The organism is Pantoea sp. PNA 14-12 (assembly GCF_004364735.1).
Lineage (GTDB): Bacteria > Pseudomonadota > Gammaproteobacteria > Enterobacterales > Enterobacteriaceae > Pantoea > Pantoea stewartii.
Genome location: NZ_SOAJ01000001.1, coordinates 1,559,844 through 1,583,997 on the forward strand (window position 1 = coordinate 1,559,844; position 24,154 = coordinate 1,583,997).

General features: G+C 52.7%; 30 protein-coding genes and 2 pseudogenes. 13 read left to right on the forward strand and 19 right to left on the reverse strand.

Features of this window, described 5'->3' with window-relative positions; genetic code table 11:
• Positions 1 to 4: 4 nt before the first annotated feature.
• The 12 genes and pseudogenes from C7434_RS07400 to C7434_RS07455 all read right to left on the reverse strand — a co-directional run bounded on the left by C7434_RS07400 (position 5) and on the right by C7434_RS07455 (position 7,561).
• Complete coding sequence (locus C7434_RS07400; RefSeq protein WP_133745271.1) at positions 5 to 1,795, reverse strand: phage tail fiber protein; 1,791 nt, start codon at positions 1,793 to 1,795, stop codon at positions 5 to 7.
• Positions 1,796 to 1,800: 5 nt separating this feature from the next.
• Complete coding sequence (locus C7434_RS07405; protein WP_133745272.1) at positions 1,801 to 2,094, reverse strand: hypothetical protein; 294 nt, start codon at positions 2,092 to 2,094, stop codon at positions 1,801 to 1,803.
• Between the two features lie 64 nt (positions 2,095 to 2,158).
• A complete protein-coding gene (locus C7434_RS07410; RefSeq protein WP_133745273.1) occupies positions 2,159 to 2,599 on the reverse strand; it encodes a cell envelope integrity TolA C-terminal domain-containing protein in 441 nt (146 codons plus the stop codon).
• Positions 2,600 to 3,045: 446 nt separating this feature from the next.
• Positions 3,046 to 3,669, reverse strand: coding sequence for a hypothetical protein (locus C7434_RS07415; RefSeq protein ID WP_133745274.1), 624 nt, complete (start codon positions 3,667 to 3,669; stop codon positions 3,046 to 3,048).
• Positions 3,670 to 3,726: 57 nt separating this feature from the next.
• Positions 3,727 to 4,203 (reverse strand): lysis protein, encoded by a 477-nt coding sequence (locus C7434_RS07420; protein WP_133745275.1) that lies wholly within the window; start codon positions 4,201 to 4,203, stop codon positions 3,727 to 3,729.
• Positions 4,200 to 4,739: pseudogene (locus C7434_RS07425) on the reverse strand (lysozyme). Before C7434_RS07425 ends, C7434_RS07420 begins: the two are co-directional and overlap by 4 nt.
• A complete protein-coding gene (locus C7434_RS21940) occupies positions 4,717 to 5,094 on the reverse strand; it encodes a phage holin (RefSeq protein WP_166649047.1) in 378 nt (125 codons plus the stop codon). Before C7434_RS21940 ends, C7434_RS07425 begins: the two are co-directional and overlap by 23 nt.
• 152 nt (positions 5,095 to 5,246) lie before the next feature.
• A complete protein-coding gene (locus tag C7434_RS07435; RefSeq protein WP_133745276.1) occupies positions 5,247 to 5,573 on the reverse strand; it encodes a hypothetical protein in 327 nt (108 codons plus the stop codon).
• 39 nt (positions 5,574 to 5,612) lie between these two features.
• A complete protein-coding gene (locus tag C7434_RS07440; protein ID WP_133745277.1) occupies positions 5,613 to 6,014 on the reverse strand; it encodes an antiterminator Q family protein in 402 nt (133 codons plus the stop codon).
• Between the two features lie 20 nt (positions 6,015 to 6,034).
• A complete protein-coding gene (locus C7434_RS07445; RefSeq protein ID WP_133745278.1) occupies positions 6,035 to 6,328 on the reverse strand; it encodes a DUF1364 domain-containing protein in 294 nt (97 codons plus the stop codon).
• Positions 6,325 to 6,918, reverse strand: a pseudogene (locus tag C7434_RS07450) (DUF1367 family protein). Before C7434_RS07450 ends, C7434_RS07445 begins: the two are co-directional and overlap by 4 nt.
• Before the next feature lies 1 nt (position 6,919).
• Positions 6,920 to 7,561, reverse strand: a complete 642-nt coding sequence (locus C7434_RS07455; RefSeq protein WP_133745279.1) for a replication protein P — start codon at positions 7,559 to 7,561, stop codon at positions 6,920 to 6,922.
• Between the two features lie 30 nt (positions 7,562 to 7,591).
• Here C7434_RS07455 and C7434_RS07460 point away from each other — a divergent pair, with 30 nt between their 5' ends.
• The 10 genes from C7434_RS07460 (at position 7,592) to C7434_RS07490 (ending at position 13,000) form a co-directional block, all read left to right on the forward strand.
• Entirely contained in the window at positions 7,592 to 7,786 is a 195-nt protein-coding gene (locus C7434_RS07460; RefSeq protein ID WP_133745280.1) for a cell division protein FtsZ, read from the forward strand.
• Between the two features lie 76 nt (positions 7,787 to 7,862).
• The gene (locus C7434_RS07465; protein ID WP_133745281.1) at positions 7,863 to 8,168 is read left to right on the forward strand and encodes a hypothetical protein; all 306 of its coding nucleotides are present in this window, start codon (positions 7,863 to 7,865) and stop codon (positions 8,166 to 8,168) included.
• Between the two features lie 10 nt (positions 8,169 to 8,178).
• On the forward strand, positions 8,179 to 8,871 hold the full coding sequence (locus C7434_RS22160) for a RecE family exodeoxyribonuclease (RefSeq protein WP_226374490.1): 693 nt from the start codon (positions 8,179 to 8,181) through the stop codon (positions 8,869 to 8,871).
• Positions 8,872 to 9,129: 258 nt separating this feature from the next.
• Positions 9,130 to 10,419 carry a PD-(D/E)XK nuclease-like domain-containing protein gene (locus C7434_RS22165; protein ID WP_226374491.1) on the forward strand — a complete coding sequence of 430 codons (1,290 nt, stop codon included), beginning with the start codon at positions 9,130 to 9,132 and terminating at the stop codon, positions 10,417 to 10,419.
• Between the two features lie 23 nt (positions 10,420 to 10,442).
• The gene (locus C7434_RS22170) at positions 10,443 to 10,598 is read left to right on the forward strand and encodes a hypothetical protein (protein WP_226374492.1); all 156 of its coding nucleotides are present in this window, start codon (positions 10,443 to 10,445) and stop codon (positions 10,596 to 10,598) included.
• A 99-nt stretch (positions 10,599 to 10,697) separates the two neighbouring features.
• Positions 10,698 to 11,537, forward strand: a complete 840-nt coding sequence (locus tag C7434_RS07475; RefSeq protein ID WP_226374527.1) for a RecT family recombinase — start codon at positions 10,698 to 10,700, stop codon at positions 11,535 to 11,537.
• Between the two features lie 459 nt (positions 11,538 to 11,996).
• Complete coding sequence (locus C7434_RS07480; protein ID WP_133745283.1) at positions 11,997 to 12,191, forward strand: hypothetical protein; 195 nt, start codon at positions 11,997 to 11,999, stop codon at positions 12,189 to 12,191.
• Positions 12,188 to 12,361, forward strand: coding sequence for a hypothetical protein (locus C7434_RS21945; RefSeq protein ID WP_166649048.1), 174 nt, complete (start codon positions 12,188 to 12,190; stop codon positions 12,359 to 12,361). The genes C7434_RS07480 and C7434_RS21945 overlap by 4 nt, the downstream gene beginning before the upstream one ends.
• Entirely contained in the window at positions 12,358 to 12,768 is a 411-nt protein-coding gene (locus tag C7434_RS07485) for a helix-turn-helix transcriptional regulator (RefSeq protein ID WP_133745284.1), read from the forward strand. The genes C7434_RS21945 and C7434_RS07485 overlap by 4 nt, the downstream gene beginning before the upstream one ends.
• Complete coding sequence (locus C7434_RS07490; protein WP_133745285.1) at positions 12,740 to 13,000, forward strand: pyocin activator PrtN family protein; 261 nt, start codon at positions 12,740 to 12,742, stop codon at positions 12,998 to 13,000. The genes C7434_RS07485 and C7434_RS07490 overlap by 29 nt, the downstream gene beginning before the upstream one ends.
• Positions 13,001 to 13,250: 250 nt before the next feature.
• On the opposite strand, the gene cutC is transcribed toward C7434_RS07490, so the two are convergent.
• Positions 13,251 to 14,003: a copper homeostasis protein CutC gene (gene cutC, locus C7434_RS07495; RefSeq protein ID WP_033741990.1), complete on the reverse strand. Its 753-nt coding sequence runs from the start codon at positions 14,001 to 14,003 to the stop codon at positions 13,251 to 13,253.
• 86 nt (positions 14,004 to 14,089) lie between these two features.
• Between cutC and C7434_RS07500 the strand changes: the two genes are divergently transcribed.
• On the forward strand, positions 14,090 to 15,232 hold the full coding sequence (locus C7434_RS07500) for a PatB family C-S lyase (protein WP_133745286.1): 1,143 nt from the start codon (positions 14,090 to 14,092) through the stop codon (positions 15,230 to 15,232).
• Here C7434_RS07500 and C7434_RS07505 read toward each other — a convergent pair.
• Positions 15,229 to 15,789 carry a VOC family protein gene (locus C7434_RS07505; protein ID WP_110267419.1) on the reverse strand — a complete coding sequence of 187 codons (561 nt, stop codon included), beginning with the start codon at positions 15,787 to 15,789 and terminating at the stop codon, positions 15,229 to 15,231. The genes C7434_RS07500 and C7434_RS07505 overlap by 4 nt on opposite strands.
• Positions 15,790 to 16,419: 630 nt before the next feature.
• On the opposite strand from C7434_RS07505, the gene argS reads away from it, so the two are divergent.
• A complete protein-coding gene (gene argS / locus C7434_RS07510) occupies positions 16,420 to 18,150 on the forward strand; it encodes an arginine--tRNA ligase (RefSeq protein WP_006120253.1) in 1,731 nt (576 codons plus the stop codon).
• 322 nt (positions 18,151 to 18,472) lie between these two features.
• Positions 18,473 to 19,168, forward strand: coding sequence for an aquaporin Z (gene aqpZ / locus C7434_RS07515; RefSeq protein WP_133745320.1), 696 nt, complete (start codon positions 18,473 to 18,475; stop codon positions 19,166 to 19,168).
• A 98-nt stretch (positions 19,169 to 19,266) separates the two neighbouring features.
• On the opposite strand, the gene C7434_RS07520 is transcribed toward aqpZ, so the two are convergent.
• The 5 genes from C7434_RS07520 to cheY form a co-directional block, all read right to left on the reverse strand.
• Positions 19,267 to 19,659: a flagellar protein FlhE gene (locus C7434_RS07520; RefSeq protein ID WP_033741996.1), complete on the reverse strand. Its 393-nt coding sequence runs from the start codon at positions 19,657 to 19,659 to the stop codon at positions 19,267 to 19,269.
• Positions 19,656 to 21,749: a flagellar biosynthesis protein FlhA gene (gene flhA / locus C7434_RS07525; RefSeq protein WP_133745287.1), complete on the reverse strand. Its 2,094-nt coding sequence runs from the start codon at positions 21,747 to 21,749 to the stop codon at positions 19,656 to 19,658. Before flhA ends, C7434_RS07520 begins: the two co-directional genes overlap by 4 nt.
• Positions 21,742 to 22,893, reverse strand: coding sequence for a flagellar biosynthesis protein FlhB (gene flhB, locus C7434_RS07530; RefSeq protein ID WP_033742222.1), 1,152 nt, complete (start codon positions 22,891 to 22,893; stop codon positions 21,742 to 21,744). Before flhB ends, flhA begins: the two co-directional genes overlap by 8 nt.
• Positions 22,894 to 23,083: 190 nt before the next feature.
• Positions 23,084 to 23,725: a protein phosphatase CheZ gene (cheZ, locus tag C7434_RS07535; RefSeq protein ID WP_006120247.1), complete on the reverse strand. Its 642-nt coding sequence runs from the start codon at positions 23,723 to 23,725 to the stop codon at positions 23,084 to 23,086.
• A gap of 9 nt (positions 23,726 to 23,734) precedes the next feature.
• A complete protein-coding gene (gene cheY / locus C7434_RS07540) occupies positions 23,735 to 24,124 on the reverse strand; it encodes a chemotaxis response regulator CheY (RefSeq protein WP_006120246.1) in 390 nt (129 codons plus the stop codon).
• Between the last annotated feature and the right edge of the window lie 30 nt (positions 24,125 to 24,154).

A 24,154-nucleotide genomic window follows, 5' to 3' on the forward strand; every position in this document is an offset into this window, starting at 1 on the left:
CTCATTACTGAATACAGAAGTTGATTGTCAGGTGCATATCTGCATTTCCGCCTGTGTTGTAAATTCTGATTGTTCCGTCATTGCTGATAACTAAGCGAGGCGGTATGTTTGCGGATGCCCCGACCGCAAATGGCACAGCATGGATAGAAGCTGGCGGTCGGTAGCCGGTTGGAAGCGTTGCCAAAATTGTTCCGTCTCCAGTGTTTCCGCCTGCCGCATGCAGATCGATAAATGTCAGCCCCAATATTTTCCTAAACACCGCTCTTCCAGCCACTGACCAGCCACCTGTCAAAGTTAACTGACTCCATGGCGTACCGGTAACATCTGCTCCCTTGAATGAGTCGAGAATGCGAGGGTCGTTACCGACAGCCGCTGAACTTGCGTCGGTACCAAATTTTACAATGTTCGCCCAGGCGGCTGCTTTGTCGGCTACATCACTAAGGTTGCTGGCTTTTTTAAGTTGGTTCTCTGGGTTTGCTGACTGCGCGCGGTCAGCATCAGATTTAGCGCTTGTTGCTGATTGCGCCGCCGCGCCTGCTGAATTAGAGGCGTTAGTAGCTGACGTTGACGCATTGGCTGCTGAATTCGATGCACTGGCTGCGCTGTCACTGGCTTTTGATGCGTAATGCAGGGCTGAAAATTTCCCTCCAGTCACCTCAGTGCCTACCGGATTAGCCGCCCAATTCTGAGCCAGATTTGCGCTGTCGCTGGAATTACCTGCTGAAACAGATGCTGCGCTTGCACTTGAGGCTGCCGCCTGCTGACTGCTGGCCGCATTGCTTTCACTGTTTTTTGCTACCGTGGCGCTGCCAGCGGCCGCCGTGGCACTCTGTCCCGCCGATCCGTTAACCGTAAAAAGCTGATTGTAAGTAACGGCATCCTGCGGCTGAGAACCATCAGCGAGGCCGGTTAGCCTGAGTCCCTGCGCATCCCAGTTACCGCCAACGGGTTTACTGATTGAGCTCGAAAAGCTGGCGTTAATCTCCTGGAGTGCCAGCCAGATGCGATCAAAATCATCGTTGACTACGTCAGCCAGCAGATCGCCGTTGTCTGCGTAATCAGTCTGGCGAGTGTATGGCGTGGCGCGCTTGATCAATACTTCAAGCCCGTTGGCGGGTGCGGTAGTGAATACCACGTTACCGCCCTGGCTGTTGCCAACGCCGGTGGCCTCGATGCTGTCAGTGCTGCCAAGTTGCTGTTGCAGGCTCTGGCGCTGTGCTGTTTCGGCCTGGATACGCTGCTGGCGCTGCTGTTCAGCAATGCGGGCTGCCTCTGCCTGTCGCGCGGCTTCTGCTGCGGCTGCCTGTTGGGATGTTTGCTGTGCTGCCTGCTCTGGCCCCCTACGGTTAATCTCCTGCTGAATGTTGTTCAAAGAGGCTTGCTGGATAACTCGATTAAACCCGTTAAGCCGTGGATTCGTTAACGCCTGCTGTGCCTGGCTAGCCATGCGCTGTAGATCAGCAAAGCTGTATTGCCCCCAGGCACTGCCAGCATTGCTGCCGCTATTCCCCCCGTTGCCGCTGTTACTCCCACCGTTATTGCCATTTGGCGAGGTTCCCATTGTCCAGCCGCCTTTGGCAGTGACTGAACTTCCAGCAAAAGGCCCATCTAGCAATGTGTTATTAAGCGCCTTATCGTTACTCCACGAATAGCCACCACCACGATTAAAACCTACACCGGAGACTGAGCCGCCAAACAATCCACCAGTGCGGCCGCCGTAACCATTACTTCCCCCACCACTGCCATTATCTCCAGCAGCCCCGCCAACGGATGAACCAACTCCACCTGCTGCCATGGTTATTACTCCTCTGAATCAATGGCCGCCCAGCCATGCTTATTCAGCACCATGCCAGCCCACTTATCGCCAATTTTTGGTTTTGCAGCGTGGTACATGTTAATTACGTTTCCCTTTTCAGCTTCTACCGCTACCTGCTCCGCCATAGTTTCACTGTGAGGCGCTGGGGTGGTACTGGCGACGATCTCGCTCACCTGCTCCTGAATTGTCGGCTGACTGGTGTTCTCGTCTGCGCCAGGTGTTTCGATTTTGGTTCTACGTGGGCGACCGCGGCCGCCGTTTGGTTTACTTTGTTCCATCGGTTCACCTCAATTTTCAGACATAAAAAAACCCGCCGTAGCGGGTTGTCGTTTCTGGTTTAGATCAATTCGGCGCGAATCTCGACGCTACCTCGCCACCGAGAACTTTTGGCATTTTAGGGAATATGCCAGCCTTGATCGTTTCTTTGATAACACCGATAACCGCTGAACAAAGTCCAGGATCGCCACCCTCAGATTTTATTGAAACAGGCATCTGCCCTTCGGGTTGCTTAATTCGTACATTGCAATACTTACCGGCGTAGGAATTGACATCATAAAACTGAGACAGAACGGCGTTGGTATACTCACACAGCCACATATTAACTTCTTGCTTATTGCCCTCAAAATGGTTCTCGGATTCACACTTCTGTTGAATCTGCGCGATTCTCTCCGATGCAGGCGCTGAGGCTGGTAACGGTTTGTAGTTCGTTTGGCTGTGGTCTGATTGTGTCGTTCCACAACCGGCCAACGCCATAACGAACAAAACACCAATTAATTTTTTCATTTTTCTAATCCCAGAGTAATGTTTCGCCAGTTATATCACAGCAGGCCAACACCTGACAGTCAGGCAGAACGGCAGCGGGTGCAGAGGATAATTTCACGAAAACAGACCGCTTTTAACATAATAGGTCTAATGCGCACTTCGCCAGCATGCCAAATTGAAATGTCACCGTGAAACCTGCGTTTTCCTCAGTTATCCAGGCGAAAGCCACAAAACGACACTGCATAAACGGTGCATAAAACAGGCCCAAAAATGCATAGCCTCAAAACAAATCGAAACGCCCGTTTTCTGGGTTTTCCTGAATTTATGGTGCAGTGATTTTTTTCAAAAAAAAAACGATAACCGCATTTCCCTCTTTACCGCGCGCACGTGCGCGAAAAGACGCGCGCGATAAGAAGTGCGGTGACAGCTTTGTAATCGCTTGCCACCGCCATCATAAGAATCAGTCTTTATGAAAAATCAATAGCATGTTCACTATTAATCACGTAATCCACTTTGATTATTTGCCCTTGAGTATCGCCTGTTGAACTCGAAATTTCCGTAATTTTAAGAAGGGCGTATCTACCGTATCTGTTCTGCAAAATGATAACGTCATCGCGGTCCGGTGATTTATCTTCATTGGTAAGACGATATTTCGTAACGTCCTTAACTTCATTAAAAAAACCAACGTCATTTGCAACACCACTCAACTGAGTGTTTGGGTCATACCTAACTATAAGGTGCACAGAGGTCGGAGAGTTAGTCCCGAGATGAGCAATAAACTTGTATTTGTCCTCTCCTATTTCAATGCGCTTACTGTTATGCATATCAACAACAATTGAATCCTTAAGCCTTGTAGAGGTGTAGCGTGCTTTGAAGGGCCAATAGAGCGTCACTACAGGGATCGAACTTGCAAAAAAAGTTACTAAAGGCTCAACGTTTAGCCTTACGAACCAAGGCCATCCCTGAAGGCTAACGAAGTGTTTTTCTAATTCCCAGTTTTCTTTAGCAAACCAGAAAAAAGACAGCGCCACGGTTATGACACTCAAACTAAAGATCGTCTTTTTCTGGCCCTTACTGTAATTCTCGCTCATGATTCTCTCCTTAACGTAAAAATTCGTTATCGGAAAAAACCACTAAAACATTAGCGTTCATTGACATTGCTCAGTGATGTACTGCTGTAATCCCGCTATCTGCTTCCCTGCTATTTCGATTCTATCTCTGAGGGTGAAATAATCCCGTTGAGCGGAGTCTGTAAGTCTGGGGGTGGCAGCATCAGCCATGCCGGTGGCGCTGGCGGGGCCGGTCGTGGCTGGCTTACAGGTGGCGTTGAGTCGCAACCTGCGCTTGCCAGAATCAACATCAAGCTTAAGCTGATTGATAGTTGCTTTAGCATCGTTAAGTTCCTTTGTGTATTTGGCATCAAGCGCAGCAACTGAACGCTGGCGACGCTGCATATCGTTAATTGTCTCCTGCTGCTGCTCTGCCTGAGTTTTCCAGCCGTCGCGCTGCTCTTTAAACTTCACCGCGCTGTTTCGGTAATGGCTGGTGGCAAGTATCAGGCCAGCTATTAACACCACCAGCAGAATTGCCGCTACCAGGCTCACATTCGCTTTAAGCCACGTCATAGATCCAGCCCCCAGCAGGTAAGCTCTGATTCCTGGTCACGGCGGATAACCTGTCCGTAACAGCCATTAGAGCGAATGCGGCAATCTTTCCCGCCGTCGAATATCCAGCGCTTAATTTCAGCGCATGCGCCTTTACGATCACCGCTGTTTAATTTCCGGTAGAACGTTGATGGCAGGCATTTACCGGGGCCGATATTCCACGGACAGAATGACGCTATGCCAACCTTCTGCGGTTCGGTCAGTGGAACGTGTACGTTTTTATCTACCCAGGCTAACGCTTTGGCCTATTCTGCTCTGTCGATAGCACGGCACTGGTCAGCGTTCAGACGCATGCCCTTTACAACCGGCTTGCCATTAACACGCGTCACGCCGCCGCATATCGTCCAGATGCCTCCGTTGTCGGCGTATGCAATGAGGCGTGAACCCTCTTTTTCCTGCTGAAACTGATCCATCAGAACGGGGGCAGTGGCGCCACCAGCTATCAGGGCTACCATTGCCGCGCTCAGGGTCTTTTTAAGACTGGGTGACATCGCCATTTTTACCGTCCACGCTTTTGATTGTTGTGTTAAGCGCGGCGATTACTGCTGGCGAATCGCTGGAAGTTAATTTCGATGACCGCTGCGCCAGATTCTGGATTGCCTCTGTGCGTAAACGATCCTGCTCAATATCAAACTGGTGAGACGCCTCTTTGCGGGCATCATCGCGGCGTTTGTAATAAACGTTGACTGCGAATGTTGCGATACCCAGCAGCACGCCGCTGGATAAGCCGATAAAATTCCAGTCAAGACCGTGGAACCATTCAAACCAGCCGCCCCAGCCGCCTACAATTAACCCGCCAGATGTACCGTAATACAGGGTTGACGCTATTTTGTCTGGCATAGTTTTGCCCATGTGAATACCTCCGTGAGTTGACGGAAGCTGTGAGTAGCGGGAAAGGAAATAAAAAAGCCCCGCACAGAGGCGAGGCTTATAAGCTGTGTGGCGTAGTGACCACCCTTAGCAGAATATCTGTTTTTTACGATCGTAAACTTTTTCTTTAACTTCTAATCACCAACGCATTGATACTGTTTTGTAATACTGCCATTAAGCAACATTCCATATCCATTTCTCATGCCTTCAATCCTTGCATGGGGCGTTAATTCTTCTGCACTTTTGTAACCCCACTTAGAGCAAACTTTAGCTGCTATACCTACAGCATCACCCCATCTTGCACCGCTTCCATCATCACTGAGAGGGAGACTATCAGATTTGACAAACCCAACAGTCACTATTCCAGCAGAACGGTCAGCATTTACAACTTCAACTGGTTTTCCAGTCGAAGAAGCACACCCAGAAATTAATAAAATTGCAATGAGTATTGTTTTTTTCATAGCTTAATAATCTCTTTAAGAATTTTGGAAATGCAGAAATTAAGACGCTTTCTTTGCAAAACCATCATGCTCTACGTGAGGATCCATTTCCAGTTGAATATCCAACATTAAAAGCATGCCCTCCACAACACCCTCTGCTTTCTGCAACTGTTTGCCAATATACGTATCAGAGCAGCCATGTAACCGGGCAAGCTGCATAAAAGTTTTACGGTAGATGTAGTAATCCACCAGCAGATCATACATATCGAAATTATTTTTCATGAGCCGTGCCATGCAGCGATCGATAGTAATTCCGTCTTTGTCAGTGCATGAGGCGCGGCTACGTTGCTTCGACGGAAATACCCCCTTAAAGCCCGCCGCTATTGGCGCGTATCCTACGTTATCGCCGCCAGAGCATGACCACGCCCCCCGGCGCTCAAGAACCTGTTGAATATCACGCATAGCCTCACCCCAGATAATTATTATGAAAATATTAACGGCTCATCGATAAGCAATTGCTGTGTGCGAAAAACGCCCTCTGCGTGATACAGGCGGAGTTTATCGCGGGTAAAATCAGTTTTAATTCTGCCGTCTATGGCATCGTGACAGGCGTTACATGCGAAAGCGCCTTGTATGTCTGGCGGTTTAATTCCGGTACCGCATGAATCGGAAAGGCGATAATGCGCCAGTACTGTGGTTTCAGGATTGTGATTACATATGCTGGGAATTCTCACCAGGCAATTGCGGCCACGCGCTTCCTTGCGGATATTTGTCATGCGGCAAACTCCTGTAGCTGCGCGGCAGCGTTCTCTGCTGCCTGCTGGCTGTCGAATTTACGAAACAGGATTTGATACCAGAGGACATTAAGAACCGCTTTGTAAACCTCCTGAAATTCGTGCTCTTTCATGTTGGCGAACGAAATTGATTTGGCTTCGCGGCGCTGAGTGCCATCGGGCAAAATATATTCGTCGTAAAAGCCGGCCGTCATTACCGCCCATTTGCGGAATGCTTCGAACGACTTAACCAGCGCCACACCCTCAGCGCGATTGGCTCCTGTACGCGACAGAAATTCGTCCAGGGTTTCACTTAACACGCTTTGCTGGCCGGTCAGCGTACTGAGGTAATCCACGTACTGGCGCAGTAACGATTTCTCGGATTCCAGCACAGCGCCAGCCGTGGGCGTCCAGTACTCAAAGCCCAGATTCAGCAGTGCAAAAAAGCGTTTGTGGAAATTGTAATTACGCGCCTGACGCACGTCGCAACTCAGCTAGGCACCGGTTTTGATGCGCGCCAGCACTTCGGCGGCTTCAGCGTTGGCCACCATCATGGTTGTGGCAGAGGTTTTAACCAGATGCATTTGAGCCATATCACACCATCCCTTTTCGGCGCAGATATTCAGCCTTAAGAATCGCGGCAGGCGTTGGGCCGCTGTCCTGTGCTGGTGCTGATAAAGCCTTGCGAACGGGTGGCACAGGCTTGCCCTCAGTAACGCGGTCATCCCAATACTGAATCAGCTTTTTAGCCTCGGCCAGCAGTTCAGGTTCGGTAAGCTGACGCTCATTGCTGCGGCGGCGTAGTTCCAGGCAGATGTGATACATAACCGCCTGTGACCATGGGTATTGTTCGCTGGTGGGGTACCGGAAAACCGTCCTGCGCCAGTGCCAGAACTCTTTAAGCACCTCAGCGGCGGTAATCCCCAATGCGCCTTTGCCCTCACGGCACCAGGCGACGAACTGGCCAGGCGACGGCAGGAAGGGTTTTTCCTGTTTACGGGCTGCCCGCATGCCAGCGTTGACCTGCGCCATTGTGGTGATCCCGTTCTCGCGAAATGACAAAAGCCACTGGCGCCGGAATTCGTTTAATTCCTCCTGGGTGCGCAGATTTGCCATGGCAGCCGGGAAAGCCGCACGCAACTGACCAAAGAGCGTGTTAAAAATTTCGGCAACCTGCTCTACCTGCTGCGGCGCATCGTCCTGAATTTCCGCCAGACCGTTTGCAACACGTTTCATGTTTTCACGGTCAAGGTTAAGGAGATCACCATGTACGGTACCGCTTTATTGCCCCGCCGTGATGTGCTTCCGGGCACGCTGATCCGCTACAACGGTAAATCATGGCTGGCGTCTGCCAACGTCGATAAAGGGCTTTATGCACGGTCTGTTTTTAAAAGTGTCCGCATTACCAGTGAAAAAATTGAAGTTGTTTTAAATAATCGCGGGCAACCGCAAGTTAATTAAATCTCAGCACAAATATATCCCGTGGCGCATGCGTCAGGTAAATCCACATTCTGAAATCAGAAAAGGAAGATTAATTATGGCGCTTAACTTTGCCGTTGAATTAGAACCCGCCAGCGTAATTGCTAATGAAAATCACCGTGTTGATTCTATTTCTGTTGCCGGTGAAATTATTGGTTATATCAGCGTGAGTAAAGCTGATGACATCACAACTGCTTTTAATGCCGCTGGCCGTATTAGCGATGAGCACTGCCCTAACTGCGCCCTGCGTACCCTGTTCGCATGGAAAACTGGCCTGGACGTTGATGCAGTACAAATCGCCTCTGATGAAAATCCGGCTGCTGTCGTTATGTCCGCAATTATCTCTGCCGCTGTAAGACACTGAGGAACCGGCCATGACTGCACTTAAACCTTTCTTCGTATATCTGCGCGCCAAGAAAAAAGCAGGCCAGAAAGACCACGTTTTCTGGGAAACGCGCGCCAGTAAAAACCGCGTCACTCGCGATGCCGCCAACGCTATGGAAGATGCCGGACTCAGTGAGGAAGATTTCTTTTCTCCTGCTGTGACCAATTTCCATGTGGTTGACGATCTGCCGCCAGAGGGTGTGCTCGATTCCTCATGGTGTGAGCGCTACCAGCTTGCCAGCGACAAAATGAACTGGGAAAAAAACCCTGGCGCCGAAGGCTCAACCACTGCTGAACCCGCTGCACCAGCAACGGTTGATCCTGTCGTTGAAACTGAAACCACGCTGGACGGCATTATTGCCCTGGAAGATTTGACCGTTGAACAGGCTGTTATCGGTGCGTGGATTTTTGGCACTCAACGCGAATACACCAAAGTGGATTTAGCCGCGGTAACTGCGCTGGCGATGGATACCGACGAATCCTATCCGCAAAACCTGCTGCTGGTGGCCCGCAATACCAAAGTGATGCAGTTGCAACACGCCTACCGGCTAACGGTTGCAGAATGGGTTGAAGCGGCTAAATCCGTGTGGGTGCCCGGTACCGCCGTTCCGCAGGTTTCTGACCTGCTGAAATTCACTGGCGAATGGCTGGATGCGCACAATGATGCCTCTGCCCGCGCCTAGGGTAATCACAGTCGCCGCAGTGACGTTACGGCGAAATGGGCTGCCCGTATCACTGGCAAATCTCAAACCGTGACCACCTCCACTGTGACAGAGAAAACCGCCAGCGGTGCCACGGCGGGCGGCGGTATCAAAACTGATCGCAATCCTGACTATGAACATACCCTGCAAACGCTGGGTATCGAAATTGCCTGCGCCCTGTTCCCGTCTGATTTTGACATTTACGAAATCCCTACGCCGATTTTCCGTAGGGCGAAGGAAATGGTCGCCGAACGTAATGATCCCTGTGCAGCATGGAATCGCGCCCTGAGCAACACGCCCGGCATCCTTGATAACTCACGCGCGGCTATCTTTGCTTTAATCCGCTCTGCGCCGGAAGACATTCACCTTACCCCGGGGCAGTTGCAGTACTACATCAATTCAACCCTGGCCGAAACAGACCACGCCAATCCGTCACAGGAAACGCTTGCGGCTGCTCACAGCACAAATAATGCCATAACACCTGAGCCAGAGCCTGCCCCTGCAACAACGGCGGTGCCAGTGGCTGACGAGCCTATTAAAAATATGGGTAACGGCATATTTGATGTCACTGCCCTGCTGGGTGAAACCGCCGCGCCACAGGTGGAAACTCATGCGCCAGTAGCAGAACCGGTAACAGCAGAGCCAGCAGAAACCACCTCAAATGAGAGTGAAAAAACGGAAGTGGTGCCGGAAATCGCTGATATAGCTGAAACATTCCCTGCTGTGTTTGAGCCTGGCCTTTATGAAAATATTCCAAACGAGGCATACCATGCCGCCAGCGGTATCAGCAGCAGCATGGTTAAAGATGCCCGGATCAGCCTGATGTATTTCCACGGCCGCCACGTCACTGGCGTAATTCAGCGTGAAGTCACCGACGTGCTGACGTTCGGCACCCTAGTACATACGCTGGCGCTTGAACCAGAAAAGCTGGAACAGGAATTCGCTATTTTCCCCGGTATCCCCGCAGGCGCATTCACTAACACCGATTCACTCAAGGCATTCATCCGTGAATTTAACGCGGATAAGCCGAAAGCCGAACAACTGAAACTCACCGGCAAAAAGGAAGAATTACAGGAGGCCATTCGTGCCGTGAAACCTGATGCAATCTTCGCAGACGAGTTTGAGCAAAAATGGCTGAACGACAATTGCCACAAAACCATTCTGACTTCATCACAGATGAGCCTGGCGACAGATATACGCACTGCACTGCTGCGTCACCCATCAGTCGCAAACCTACTTAACCACCCGTCACGTGTTAACGAGGTTAGTTACTTCGGTATGGATGACGAAACCGGTTTAGAGGTGCGCGTACGTCCAGATATTGAACTGGAAATCGACGGAATACGCATTGCTGCTGACCTGAAAACCACCAGCATGGGCCGCATTAAGCAGGGCTATTTACGCCCCGCCTGCACCGCGAAATCACAGAGCGCGATTACCACCTCAGCGCGGCGATGTATTCCGAGGTTGCTGGCTTCGATCAGTTCTTTTGGATCTTCGTCAACAAAGACCCTGGCTACCACTGGGTAGCGGTTATTGAGGCGTCACAGGATTTGCTTGAACTGGGCTCGCTCGAATATCACCGCACCATGTCAGCTATTGCCCGCGCGTATGACACCGGCATCTGGCCTGCCCCGATTACCGACGATTACACCGATGAACTGAATGATTTTGATTTGCGCCGTCTTGAAATGCTGCGCCCCGTTTAAGGAAACCAGATTATGACTACCGAAATCGTAGCCTCAGAAAACAAGAATCAGAAAATCGACAACATTTCGATTCTGACCAACGGCGATTTATTTAATCGCATGCAGTCACTGGCCACCGTTATGGCGGCCAGCGGGGAATGTGTGCCGGCACATTTCAGGGGCAAACCAGAAGCATGCATGGCAGTTGTCATGCAAGCCGCGCGTTGGGGCCTTGACCCGTTCGCCGTTGCCCAGAAAACCCATATCGTTAGCGGCACCCTGGGCTATGAGGCTCAACTGGTTAACGCAGTGATCAATACCATGTCGCCAACAAAAGACCGCCTTCACTTCGATTGGTTTGGCCCGTGGGAAAACGTCATTGGCCGCTTTGAAGAAAAAACCAGTTCCAAGGGCAACAAATATATTGCTCCGGCCTGGAGCCTGAAAGATGAGGCGGGCATTGGGGTAAAGGTCTGGGCGACGCTCAAAAATGAAAACGAGCCCCGCGAACTGACTATTTTGCTGTCACAGGCGCAGGTGCGTAACTCAACATTGTGGGCCAGTGATCCCCGCCAGCAACTGGCCTACCTCGCAACCAAACGCTGGGCGCGTCTCTATTGCCCGGATGTGATTTTAGGTGTGTACACGCCAGACGAAACGGAAGAACGTCAGGAGCGTGAAGTATTCGACGCGCCAGAATCACGCGTAAATCTGGCCGGTCTTTCTTCGGCAGCATCACCGGAAAATTCCGCAGCCGCAGCAGAGCCAGCGCAGGCCGATACTCAGCCTGCGACTAACACAGTGGACTTAGCCGAAAAATTTCGTCTGGCCATCATCAATGCAGATGCTCCGGCAGTCGTACAGACCCTGCGCGGTGAGATCGATAAAGCAAAATCCAGCCTCGGTACCGCGCTGTTTGTCGAATTAAAAATCGTGCCGTTGCCCGGTTCTACCTGCTGACCGCGATCGAAAAACTCAACCAGGCGATTAACGAACTGCCTAAACCCGGCGCTGATGGTGCCAGTGATGCATTCGCCGCGCTGGAACGCCTGTACACCAGCAACAAACGTCATCTGGGCGCAGAACTGGAAGAACAGTACAGCGTCACTCTGGCCGACATGAAACCCGAATACGCCGCATAACTCGTCGGCCCTTCGGGGCCGGTTAAGGAAATAGATATGAGCCACGATTTCATCGGCCTTAAATATGCCAGGCGGTTTGAGCCCGACGATGGTTGCGATCACACAGCGCTGATCGTCTGGGGAATGCGCCGCCGCGCCAACATCCGTAACGGCATAAATGCACCACGTCCGGTACCAGTAAAAGTGATTGAGGTTAGAGCCAATGACGAACGTAAGTCACCTAAAGCAAAGCGCGCTAAATCTACTGGAAAGCCTGCCAGCGCCACAGGCAGAGCTTTTGACACTCCTGTTGGAAGCGTTCGAAAAAGAGCAGCAGCGCAGCACTGTGTTGGCTGAGGCGGCCAGCTTTGTGGCGTCGCCCGCCAACTGGATTCAGCGTGACGACAATATCTGGGAGTGGCGCGTGTCATCCCGTAAAGAATTTATGCAGGTGCTTAAGAGCGCCTTAGCCAAAGCGGAGATTATGCAATGAGACACGTCACCGCCACCGAAGTAATGATCGCACAGAACGATCAGTTAGCGCGGGATCCTCGGCACCTGAAACGCCTCATGGAGTTCTGGCCACGTGAAAATATTGTGCACTGCATGGCGAAATTACTGTTGGAAGAAATCGAGCGTAATAACGCTAAAGAGGAACCATGAAATATAAATTTTCTCTTAGCCTGGCAGTACGCAAGTTGTGCCGCCGCCAGGGGCTTTACTTGAGTCAGTTCGCAGAGCGTGCGTCAATTTCAAAATCAACGCTTCAGGATGTAATGAAAAGCAATTCACCCAAGCTGGAAACATGTGAACGTAGTGCGGCGGGGTTCGGCATACCGTTGGCAGAATTCATTGCTGAGGGCTATCCAATATCAAAAAGAGAAAAGATGATAAGGTTACCGGCCGTTTGCAGACCCAACATTGATGACGCTAGCGAAGTTAATGCGATCAGAGCTTACGCGGTAGCTGAAGGGGAAACTAAATATATGAGCAAAGCGCTATCAGCTATTAGCGCAGCGGGTGTCAAAGTAGAGGTGATGCATGAACACAATGTTTTTACTGATGGCTGAATACGAAACTGCTGCTGTACCGCTTAGTCAGGTATGCGAGAAGTATTTTGGAATGAAGGCTTTCACCGCAGAGCGAAAGGCAGCAGATAATAAACTTCCAATTCCAACATTTAGAACCGGCGACAGTCAGAAAGCACCAAGGATGATTCATATTGCAGACCTCGCAGATTACATTGACAAGCAGCGTGCCGAGAGCAGGCAAATCCATCAGTCAATTTATGCTAGGAATTGAATACTTGAAACTCTGATTGCCCGGCTAATGAGTCGGGCTTTTTTTCCGAACAGGAAATCGTAGTCTTCAAATTGTCGTTGATTTCAGTGCTTTTACGGTTTATTTTCACAAGCAAAGGGTCCCCATGAGCACCCATTTGACATTAACCTATTGTTTTGGATAAAAAATACCCCAGCAAATGTGCTGGGGTTTGGTACTTGCAAACATCACGTCATCAATCGGCGTGCTGCGCGGCAAAACTGGTTATGAGTCAGGCCACCCGGGCGGTATTCATTTGCATGACACTTTTCATTGCCTCTACAACATCACCATCGACGCAGTAACGGCTGAACTCATCAATTTCGGCTTCGGAACACATGGAAACACCCGCTTTGCGGTAACGCATCGGTGATGCCACCAGGTGGCTTGCCGAGCTGTGTACCTCACGAATATCTGCATCAAGAAACTTTTGCAGGTTACTTAAACGAACGCCAGCACCTGCCATAATGATAGGACCGCTGCTGTATTCATTAAGTTCCCTCAATAATGCAATTCCGTTTTCCGCACTCTGCTGCTGCCCGGAAGTGAGGATACGTTTCACGCCAAAATCGGTTAAAACATCGAGCGAACGTTTTGGCCGGTGGCAGAGATCGAAGGCGCGATGGAAGGTCACCGCCATGCCGTCGCACAGCGCCATGATCTGCCGCATCTGCCCCACATGAATATGGGCATCTTCATCCAGCATCCCTAACACTACGCCCGGAAAGCCCAGTTCGCGAATCCGCGCGACATCCGATTTCATTGCCTCGAACTCCCGGCTGGAATAGCAAAAATCTCCGCCGCGCGGGCGGACAATAGGATGCACCGGAACAGAAATGTCACGACGGGCGACTTCCAGCATGCCAGCAGAAGGTGTCAGGCCGCCTTCACGCGGTGCCGCACAGAGTTCAATTCGATCGGCCCCCGCCTGTTGAGCGGTTAAGGCACAATCCACCCCATAGCAACAAATTTCCAGTGTGGTCATTCTCTTCTCCTTTACATGACGTCCTGTTCACGCCAAATTCGTCAGGTATGCTTATCCCTTAGAACAGTTTACGTGGAAAACTAACTATGACATTCAATTTTGACCAACGGATAGACCGCCGTCACAGTGATAGCCTTAAATGGCACAAATATGCGGGCCAGGATATTCTGCCGTTGTGGGTAGCGGATACGGATTTCCGATCGCCTACCCCCATCATTGAGGCCATTAAAGCCCGCGTTGATCATGGTGTTTTCGGCTATGGCGATAAGCCTCAGGGATTTATCGATGCGCTGATTGCCCGCTGTAAATCACGCTATCGCTGGGAAGTTAAACCGGAATGGGTGGTCGTGTTGCCCGGCGTAGTCTGCGGGTTAAATCTGGCCGTGCGGGCGTTTACCGCGCCGCACCAGGGTACCGTCGCGCCGCATCCCATTTATCCCCCTTTCCGTTCAGCCGCGAAGCTGGCTGAACGAGATCAGTTGAATCTGCCTCTGACGTTGCAGGAAGGCCGCTGGGTCATGGATCTCACTGCAGCAGACGGCCACATGCAGGACAAAACGTTGCTGATGCTTTGCAATCCGCAGAATCCTGGCGGCACGGTTTACCGCCGGGAAGAACTTGAAGCGCAGCTGGCCTTTGCGCAGCACCATGATTTAATCGTCTGCTCTGACGAAATTCATTGCGATTTACTGTTAACGCCGGGGCTGCAACATATCCCCTTTGCCTCCCTGAGTGATGATGCGGCCCAACGGAGCATTACGCTGCTTTCGCCATCCAAAACCTTCAATATTGCCGGGCTGGGCGCTTCCGTCGCTGTGATCCCGGATCCTGAACTACGGGCGCGATTCACCGCCGTGCGCCAGGGCATTGTGCCCTCAGTCGATATTCTGGCCCTGGTTGCGGCGGAAGTCGCCTGGCGGGCCTGTGATGACTGGCTTGATGCCCAGCTTGATTATCTGCGCGGCAACCGGGACTGGCTGGTTTCCGAAGTCAATGCGCTGCCCGGCCTCAAAATGACCTCTCCGGAAGGCAGTTATCTGGGCTGGATCGATGCGCGTGAACTCCAGGTTGCCAGCCCGGCGCTGTACTTTGAAAAACACGGGCTTGGCTTCTCGCCAGGGCGCGACTTTGGTGATGACGGCTTTGTACGGATCAATTTCGGTTGTCCCCGCGCCTTGCTGGAAGAAGCCGTCAGACGGCTCAGACGCGCGGTTGAAGCCCGGGGCTAGCGCTGTTCACTGGCCACAATCTCGTCCAGTCGCCATGGGTGAAACTTAATCGTGGTTTCCCCATCGGTCACTGCCAGCGTAGGATTCGGCAGACGCTCGTTTTCCCCTTTCGGTGAGCTGGTTTTGAATGAAATACCCGGCTGTGTGAGTGCCTGATCGGACAGCAGCGCCATGGCACGCATGCCCAGTGTTTCAGGCTCGCCTCGTAATACCACCTCAATATGTTCCCAGCGCTCGTGGCGGTAACGTTTTTCACCCGGCCAGGGCAGCTCAACGACGTCTATCGCCCAGCCGGCAATCATTAACGGTTGGTGCAGCTTAAATAAACATACCGGTCGTCCGTTAATCATCGCCGCCGAGAACTGCTCCCCGAGTTGCAAAAACCCTTTTTGCCAGCGTTCGGCCGTCGCATTCTGATGACACCGCACGGCCACATGATCGACGTCGAGGTCTGTAGAGTTTAACCCCAGACGCTGTGAAAAATTTTGTAACCGTTCTTCGAAAGCCGCTAAATCGGCCTGTAAATCGTCCAGTTCGGGTGGAAATATCATGCTCACCGTAAGCTGTCTCCTCACTTTTTTATGACCAGGGAATGCTGTAACTCATTGTTACTGAACTATCGTAATGAACAAAAGGGTAAGATTCATCTTATTTGGCTGGCGTTTTACGAGAAAAGCAAAAAATTAACGCTTTTAATTCAGATTAATCTTCTGGTTAGATCCACCTTTTTGTTGACAAAAGTAACTTAAGTTACTGTTTTGTATGGTTATCATTAACACAATAAGATAAGTCTTACTTAACAGTGGCATGATTGCAGCCTGCATAGCTTTCTATTAAATTTGCATTAACACTATTATAAGGAAAGTTTTTATGACGATGCTCATCGTAGTTGCCATCTTAATTGCACTGATGGGGTTTGCCCTTGCGCGCCACTGGAAGGTACGTGCAGACAAAAGTGTTAAAAACGCGCGCCGCGCGCGTCGTCGCTAATCTCTGCGGGAAACATCTTCGGCTCTGTTTCCCTGCCTTTATCGCGCTACTGACTCACGCTGACAATTCACGTATACTTTTTCCCTCATTTTTTCCTTTTGCCGGGCCAGGACCTGTGGTCATTGCACCCGGCAGAATCATGACGACAGCCCGCTGCCCAAATAGCGTGCTTTTCTCTGCATATGTAAGGTAACCCGGTGAATATTCAGGCGCTTCTTTCCGCAAAAGTCAGTCAGGCAATGGTGCTGGCTGGTGCTCCCTCCGATTGTGAACCTCAGGTTCGTCAGTCGGCTAAAGTTCAGTTTGGTGATTATCAGGCTAACGGCATCATGGCCGTGGCGAAAAAACTGGGCCAGGCGCCACGACAATTAGCTGAAACCGTGATTCAACATCTGGACCTCACTGGCATTGCCAGCAAAGTGGAGATCGCGGGGCCGGGCTTTATCAACATTTTCCTGGATCGTCAGTGGCTGGCCGACCATGCCCGGCAGGCGCTGAATCATCCGCGCCTTGGCGTGAACCCGGTCGAACCACAGACAATCGTCGTGGACTACTCTGCCCCCAACGTGGCGAAAGAGATGCACGTCGGCCATGTGCGTTCCACTATCATTGGCGACGCCGCGGTGCGCACCCTCGAGTTTCTGGGTCACAACGTGATCCGCGCGAACCATGTGGGCGACTGGGGCACGCAGTTCGGCATGCTGATTGCGTTTCTTGAAAAACAGCAAAATGAAAACCACGCGGAGATGGCGCTGGCGGATTTAGAAGGTTTTTACCGTGAAGCCAAGCGCACTTACGATGAAGATCCTGAGTTTGCAGAGCGTGCGCGCGGCTATGTCGTGAAGTTGCAAGGCGGTGACGACTACTGCCGTCAGATGTGGAAAAAGCTGGTTGATATCACCATGACGCAAAACCAGCATATCTACAACCGTCTGAACGTCACCCTGACGCGTGATGATGTGATGGGTGAGAGCCTCTATAACGACATGCTGCCGGAAATTGTGGCCGATCTGAAAGCCAAAGGTCTGGCCGTCGAGAGTGAAGGCGCCACCGTGGTATTCCTGGAAGAATTCCAGAACAAAGAAGGTGAGCCGATGGGCGTGATCATCCAGAAAAAGGATGGCGGCTATCTTTACACCACCACCGATATTGCCTGTGCCAGGTATCGCTATGAAACCCTGCATGCGGACCGCGTAATTTACTACATCGACTCACGTCAGCATCAGCATTTACAGCAGGCGTGGACCATTGTCCGTAAAGCCGGCTATGTGCCTGCGTCCGTTCCACTTGAACATCATGCGTTCGGTATGATGTTGGGTAAAGATGGCCGTCCGTTTAAAACCCGCAGTGGCGGCACCATTAAGCTGTCAGATTTGCTGGATGAAGCCTATGAACGCGCGTACACGCTGGTACGCGAGAAAAACCCGGACATGACGGAAGAGGAAGTCAGCACACTCGCGGAAGTCGTCGGCATCAGCGCCGTGAAATATGCCGATCTGTCAAAAAGCCGCACCACTGATTACATTTTTGACTGGGATAATATGCTGGCGTTTGAGGGCAATACGGCGCCTTACATGCAATATGCTTATACGCGCGTGCTGTCCGTGTTCCGTAAAGCCGGTATCGACGCCGATGCGATTCAGGCAGAAATCGTGCTGACGGATGACCGTGAAGCCCTGCTGGCAACGCGTTTGCTGCAGTTTGAAGAGGTCATTACCCAGGTGGCACGCGATGGCACACCGCATGTGATGTGTGCCTATTTGTACGATCTGGCGGGCCTGTTCTCCGGCTTCTACGAGCACTGTCCGATTCTGGCCGCAGAGGACGACGTGACGCGCCTGAGCCGTTTACAGATTGCGGCACTGACCGCAAAAACCCTGAAACTGGGTCTGGATACGCTGGGGATCAAAACGGTCGATCGCATGTAATCTGTTAAGGCGCTGAGAGCTGACTGTTCTCAGCGCCTGCCTCAACCTCGCCCTTCCCGCTCTGCCCGTCACCCGCACAATTTTCCTTCGTGTAGCGTCATCTTTGACATTGCCCTCCCTGTCTCCACGATACAAAGACGTTAATTCGTATTTCAGCACCAGAGATGATCGCAGCACGCGCCGTGCAAACCCGCTCAGGCAACCCTGATGTCGCGTATATCAAGGTCCTGTCGGGACAAGATTCTTTTCTTATTCCCGCGCTCTACTATAAGCCCGCGTTTTATCAGGTTTAACGTGTTAACGAGAAAGGAAGAATAAGTTGATGTTAAGAAAAGCGGTTGCCGAGCTGTTCGGCACCTTCTGGCTGGTATTCGGAGGCTGCGGCAGCGCCCTGCTCGCCGCGAATTTTCCCCAAACCGGGATTGGGTTTGTGGGCGTGTCTCTGGCATTTGGCCTCGCCGTACTGACAATGGCCTTTGCGGTAGGCCACATTTCGGGCGGTCACTTTAATCCCGCCGTCACCCTGGGCTTATGGGCCGGTGGCCGCATCGACAGCAAGACCATCTTGCCCTACATCGTGGCACAGATGGCTGGCGGTATTGCGGCGGCGGGCGTGCTGTATCTGATCGTCAGTGGTCAGGCTGACTTTACGATGGCAGATAAGGGTTTCGCTGCCAACGGCTTTGCGGCGCACTCGCCAGGCGGCTATTCCCTCTGTGCGGCCGTCATCACTGAACTCGTACTCAGCGCGTTCTTCCTGATGGTTATTCAGGGTGCGACGGATAAACGCGCGCCGGCGGGTTTCGCTCCCATTGCGATTGGTCTGGCATTAACGCTCATTCACTTAATCAGTATCCCGGTAACCAATACCTCGGTGAATCCGGCACGCAGTACCGCAATGGCTGTTTTTCAGGGAGGCTGGGCGTTACAGCAGCTGTGGGTTTTCTGGCTGGTACCGATAGCGGGTGGCGTTGCGGGGGGATGGCTTTACCGCTTTCTGCTGCAAAAAGACGCGTAGCCTGAACCGCGTTATGACATCGGGAGTGATCGGGCAGACCGACAGCATCAGTCTCTTGATGATGCTTGTCAGTCTGCCATGAACAGGGCGAAAAAGGCTTAGTGGTAGTTGACCGTCACCGCTGTGCTGACGACCTTCAGCCCCGGCGGCAAACTTCCGCCACCGGCGAAGCCAAACACCATATGTAACGTTTCACCGGCGGCGACCTCAGCCAGACCGCGTGTGCTGCCGCTGGCACCGTCCAGTTCGGTACAACGCTGTTCTGCACAGAGCCGGACCTGTAAACCGGAAGGCACCGGTTGGGTAAACTGATAACGCCAGTTCACCACGGTGATCGCCCCACTGACCTGACCTGGCGGGGTCAGCGGCTGCGACGACTGCCAGCTTCCCCGGTTCGCCATCAGTGGACCCGCCGCGCTGGCGCTCCAGGCACCGTCAGCGGCCTGAGCAAACAGCGGAAGCAGCAGCGAAAACAGCATTAGCGATCTCATTGTTTGCCACCGATGGTTGCGGTCATGCGAATCTGACGGTTATCGCTTAATTCCATATTGGACAGCACCACCAGCTGCGGCATGTTACGGCGCAGGAAGCGTGCCAGTAAGGCGCGTAACGGATGATTGACCAGCAGGACAGGCGGCGCGCCCATCATTTCCTGCCGTTGCAGGGCCTCCTGCGTCTGGGCTAACAGCCGATCGGCCAGGCCTGGCTCAAGTCCGCCACCGCCCTGCAAGGCCTGCAGCAGCAGGCGCTCCAGTGTCGCATCCAGGCCAATCACCTGCACTTCACCCGTGCCCGGGAACCACTGCTGCGTAATCGCTCTGCCCAGCGCCACGCGCACCACGCTGGTGAGTTCCTGCGGATCGCTTTGAACCGGCGCATGCTCTGCCAGGGTTTCAATAATGGTGCGCATATCACGAATCGAAACGCGCTCAATCAGCAGGTTCTGCAGGACTTTGTGCAGCGTTGTCAGCGTAATCACGCCAGGCACTAAATCTTCGGTCAGTTTCGGCATCTCTGAGGAGACGCGGTCCAGCAGTTGCTGCGCTTCCTGACGGCCAAACAACTCACTGGCGTACTGGCCAATCAGATGATTAAGGTGCGTCGCCACAACGGTACTGGCTTCTACTACGGTAAAGCCCTGAATCTGGGCCTGCTCTTTGAGCGCACCGTCAATCCACACCGCCGCCAGGCCAAAGGCAGGATCGACGGTTGCTTCACCCGGCAAGGTACCCGCGGCTGTGCCGGGGTTAATCGCCATCCAGCGTCCGGGATAGGCATCACCGCTGCCAATCTCCACGCCTTTCATTAAAATGCGGTAGCGCGCGGGTGGCAATTCCATGTTGTCACGGATATGCACCACCGGCGGCAGAAAGCCAACATCCTGCGCCACTTTTTTACGGATACTGCGGATACGACCAAGCAACTCACCGTTCTGGTTGTGATCGACCATCGGAATCAGGCGGTAACCCACTTCCATGCCCAGCGTGTCTTCAAGCTGCACATCAGTCCAGGAGGCTTCGGCAGAGGCAGGCGTTTCCATGGATTTTGCGATGCTGCTCGGCGATTCGACATTCTTCTTCGGCTGCATCTCGCGGCCACGTAACCACCACGCCAGCCCCAGTAAGGCCGCCGTAAACAGCAGGAACACAAAGTTAGGCATGCCAGGCACAAGCCCCAGCAAACCGATTACGCCGGCACTCAGCATGAGGACGCGCGGATCTTTGAACAGCTGCCCGACCATCTGCTCGCCGACGTCCTGGTCGGTTGCCACGCGCGTCACGATAACACCCGCCGCGGTAGAGATGACCAGCGCAGGGATCTGTGCGACCAGACCGTCACCGATGGTTAACAGCGTATAGGTTTCTGCCGCGTGGCCCGCATCCATACCATGCTGAACGATCCCCACCAGTAAACCACCGATCACGTTAATGACCATGATCAAAATACCGGCGATGGCATCCCCGCGTACAAACTTACTGGCACCGTCCATCGAACCGTAAAAGTCCGCTTCCTGAGTCACTTCGGCGCGACGACGCTTCGCTTCATCTTCGCCAATCAGACCCGCATTCAGGTCGGCGTCGATAGCCATCTGCTTACCCGGCATCCCGTCAAGCACAAAGCGCGCACCCACTTCGGCGATACGGCCCGCACCTTTGGTGATAACCATAAAGTTGATGATCACCAGGATGATAAACACCACGATCCCGATGGCGAAGTTTCCGCCAACCAGGAAGTGGCCAAAGGCTTCCACCACCCGTCCCGCCGCCGCGGCACCGGTATGCCCTTCCAGCAAAATAATACGCGTAGAGGCTACGTTCAGCGACAGGCGCAGCAGGGTCGAAAACAGCAGAATGGTGGGAAAGGCCGCAAACTCCAGCGTGCGCTGGGTAAACATGGCGACCAGCAGCACCATAATCGACAAGGCAATGTTAAAGGTAAACAGCAGATCAAGGATAAACGGCGGTAAGGGCAGAACCATCATCGACAAAATCATGATGATCAGCACCGGACCCGCAAGGACCTGCCATTGCATGTCTTTGAAGTTGCCTGGAAGGCGTAGTTTAGCGGCCAGATTAGCCATCGTTTTTGCTCTCTCCTGCAAAGTCCATCTCTGCCGGGACCGGCAGGTCTTTAGGTTTTACGGGCACCAGGCCACCTTCGCGCTTCCAGCGGCGAAGCTGCCAGACCCAGGCCAACACTTCCGCGACGGCCGCATAAAGGGCGCCAGGAATGTGTTGTCCGATTTCGGTATGACGGTATAACGCACGCGCCAGCGGCGGTGCTTCCAGAACCGGAATGCGGTGTTCTGCGCCCAGTTCACGAATGCGTAAGGCGATCTCGCCAGCGCCTTTGGCAATAACCTTGGGCGCACTCATTTTCTTCTCGTTATATTGCAGCGCAACCGAATAGTGTGTTGGGTTGGTAACGATCACGTCGGCCTTGGGCACATCGGCCATCATGCGACGACGGGCTGCCGCACGCATCTGCTGACGAATGCGCCCTTTAACGTGCGGGTCACCTTCCTGCTGCTTGTGCTCATCGCGAATTTCCTGGCGTGACATCCGCAATTTTTTAAAGTGGCTGTAAAGCTGCCAGAAAACGTCGTATCCCACCATGGGGATCAGGCCGAGCATGACCAGCGCACAACAGATAGCGATCATGTCCATGCCATGGATCAGGGCTGTGGTCGGCGACTCGGCAATCAGCCGAAGCATATCGGGCCAGTGCGTCCAGATGTACCAGCCTGCCACGCAGCCCACCAGAATGGTTTTCAGAATGCCTTTAAACAGCTCCGTCCAGGCCTGCGCGGCGAACATGCGTTTGAAGCCTGGCAACGGGTTCAGCTTGCTAAAATCCACTTTGATGGATTTGCCGCTGATGACCACGCCGCCCAGCAGCATCGGTGAGGCAATGGCCACCAGAACCAGCCCGCCCAGAAGCGGCAGAAGCGCGGCAATGGCCTGCATGATCAGATTACCGACGTGGGCGATGATAATTTTGTCATCGGTCACCATGCCGTGGTCGAAACTGAGTCCGGTTGACACCATTGCCGCCAGTCGATGGGCCATTGCCGTCCCGCCAACCCATAAAATCATGATGCCTGCCAACAGCATCAATAGTGAGGTTAACTCGCGCGAACGCGGAATCTGGCCCTCTTCACGCGCTTTTTCAAGTCGGTGGGCCGTGGGCGATTCTGTTTTGTCCTCATCACTGTTTTCTGACACCACAAACCTCGGTTGGCAGGAATTCTGAGCATAGAATGCCAAATTTGAGTTTGGTTAAAGCGTGGATAAAACGTGAAAAACACATGCTCTTTCACGGATAGCAAAAGAGAAAAGCGGAGTGGCCCGCGGTGAGCAGGCCACTTTTCAGAAGGGACCATCGCAATTTCGCGATGGCGAGACAGCCAGGTGATTAGAAACCGAGGCTGTCCAGCAGGTCATCTACCTGATCCTGGTTCGCAACAATGCCAGGGGCGGCAGCGTTAACCTGAGGACCGTTAAGCAGCGTAGTGCCAACCTGACGTTTTTCGGCGCTCACTTCTGGCATGTTTTCCAGCAGCACCATTAACAGCTGGCGCTCGATCTCCTGAATCACATCCATCATGCGTTTGATCACCTGACCGGTGAGATCCTGGAAATCCTGCGCCATCATGATGTCGAGCAACTGCTTGTTAGTAAAAGAGGTGTGCTCAGGCACTTCCCCTAAATACTGACGCGTATCCGTCACCAGCTCGCGCGCATCGGCAAGTTCAATAGGATTCTCAAACCATGCATCCCAGCGTCCTTTAAGCGCAATCGCTCCCGCTTCCATTTTGTCCTGGTGCGGTTGCGCTGCTTCGACGCTGTTCAGCGCCCGGTCGGCCGCCTGAGCGGTCTTTTGCACTACATAGTCCAGACGATCACGGGCGTCAGGAATGGCTTCAGCAGCTTCTGCAATGGCCTGATCCAGCCCCAGCTCACGCAAACTATCACGCAGCATGCGTGTCAGTGAACCGATGCGGGAAATGATATCTTGTGCCGCGGCTTGCTCAGCTGATTTCGGAAGGTCGCTCATCACATCTCCTTACATACCCAGTTTTTCAAAAATTTTGCCCAGCTTCTCTTCAAGCGTGGCGGCCGTAAACGGCTTAACGACATAGCCGCTTGCACCCGCCTGAGCGGCAGCAATGATGTTTTCTTTTTTCGCTTCAGCCGTCACCATCAACACAGGCAGACTGGCCATGGCCGCATCTGCGCGAATGGTCTGCAGCAGTTGCAGGCCATCCATGTTAGGCATGTTCCAGTCGGAGATAACGAAATCGAAACCACCTGCCTTGAGTTTGGTTAACGCATCGACGCCGTCTTCCGCTTCTTCTACGTTATTGAAGCCCAGCTCTTTCAGCAGGTTACGGACAATACGACGCATCGTATTGAAGTCGTCCACCACTAAAAAGCGCATATTTTTGTCAGCCATATCTACTCCTGTGTTATCTCGCCCGGCAGG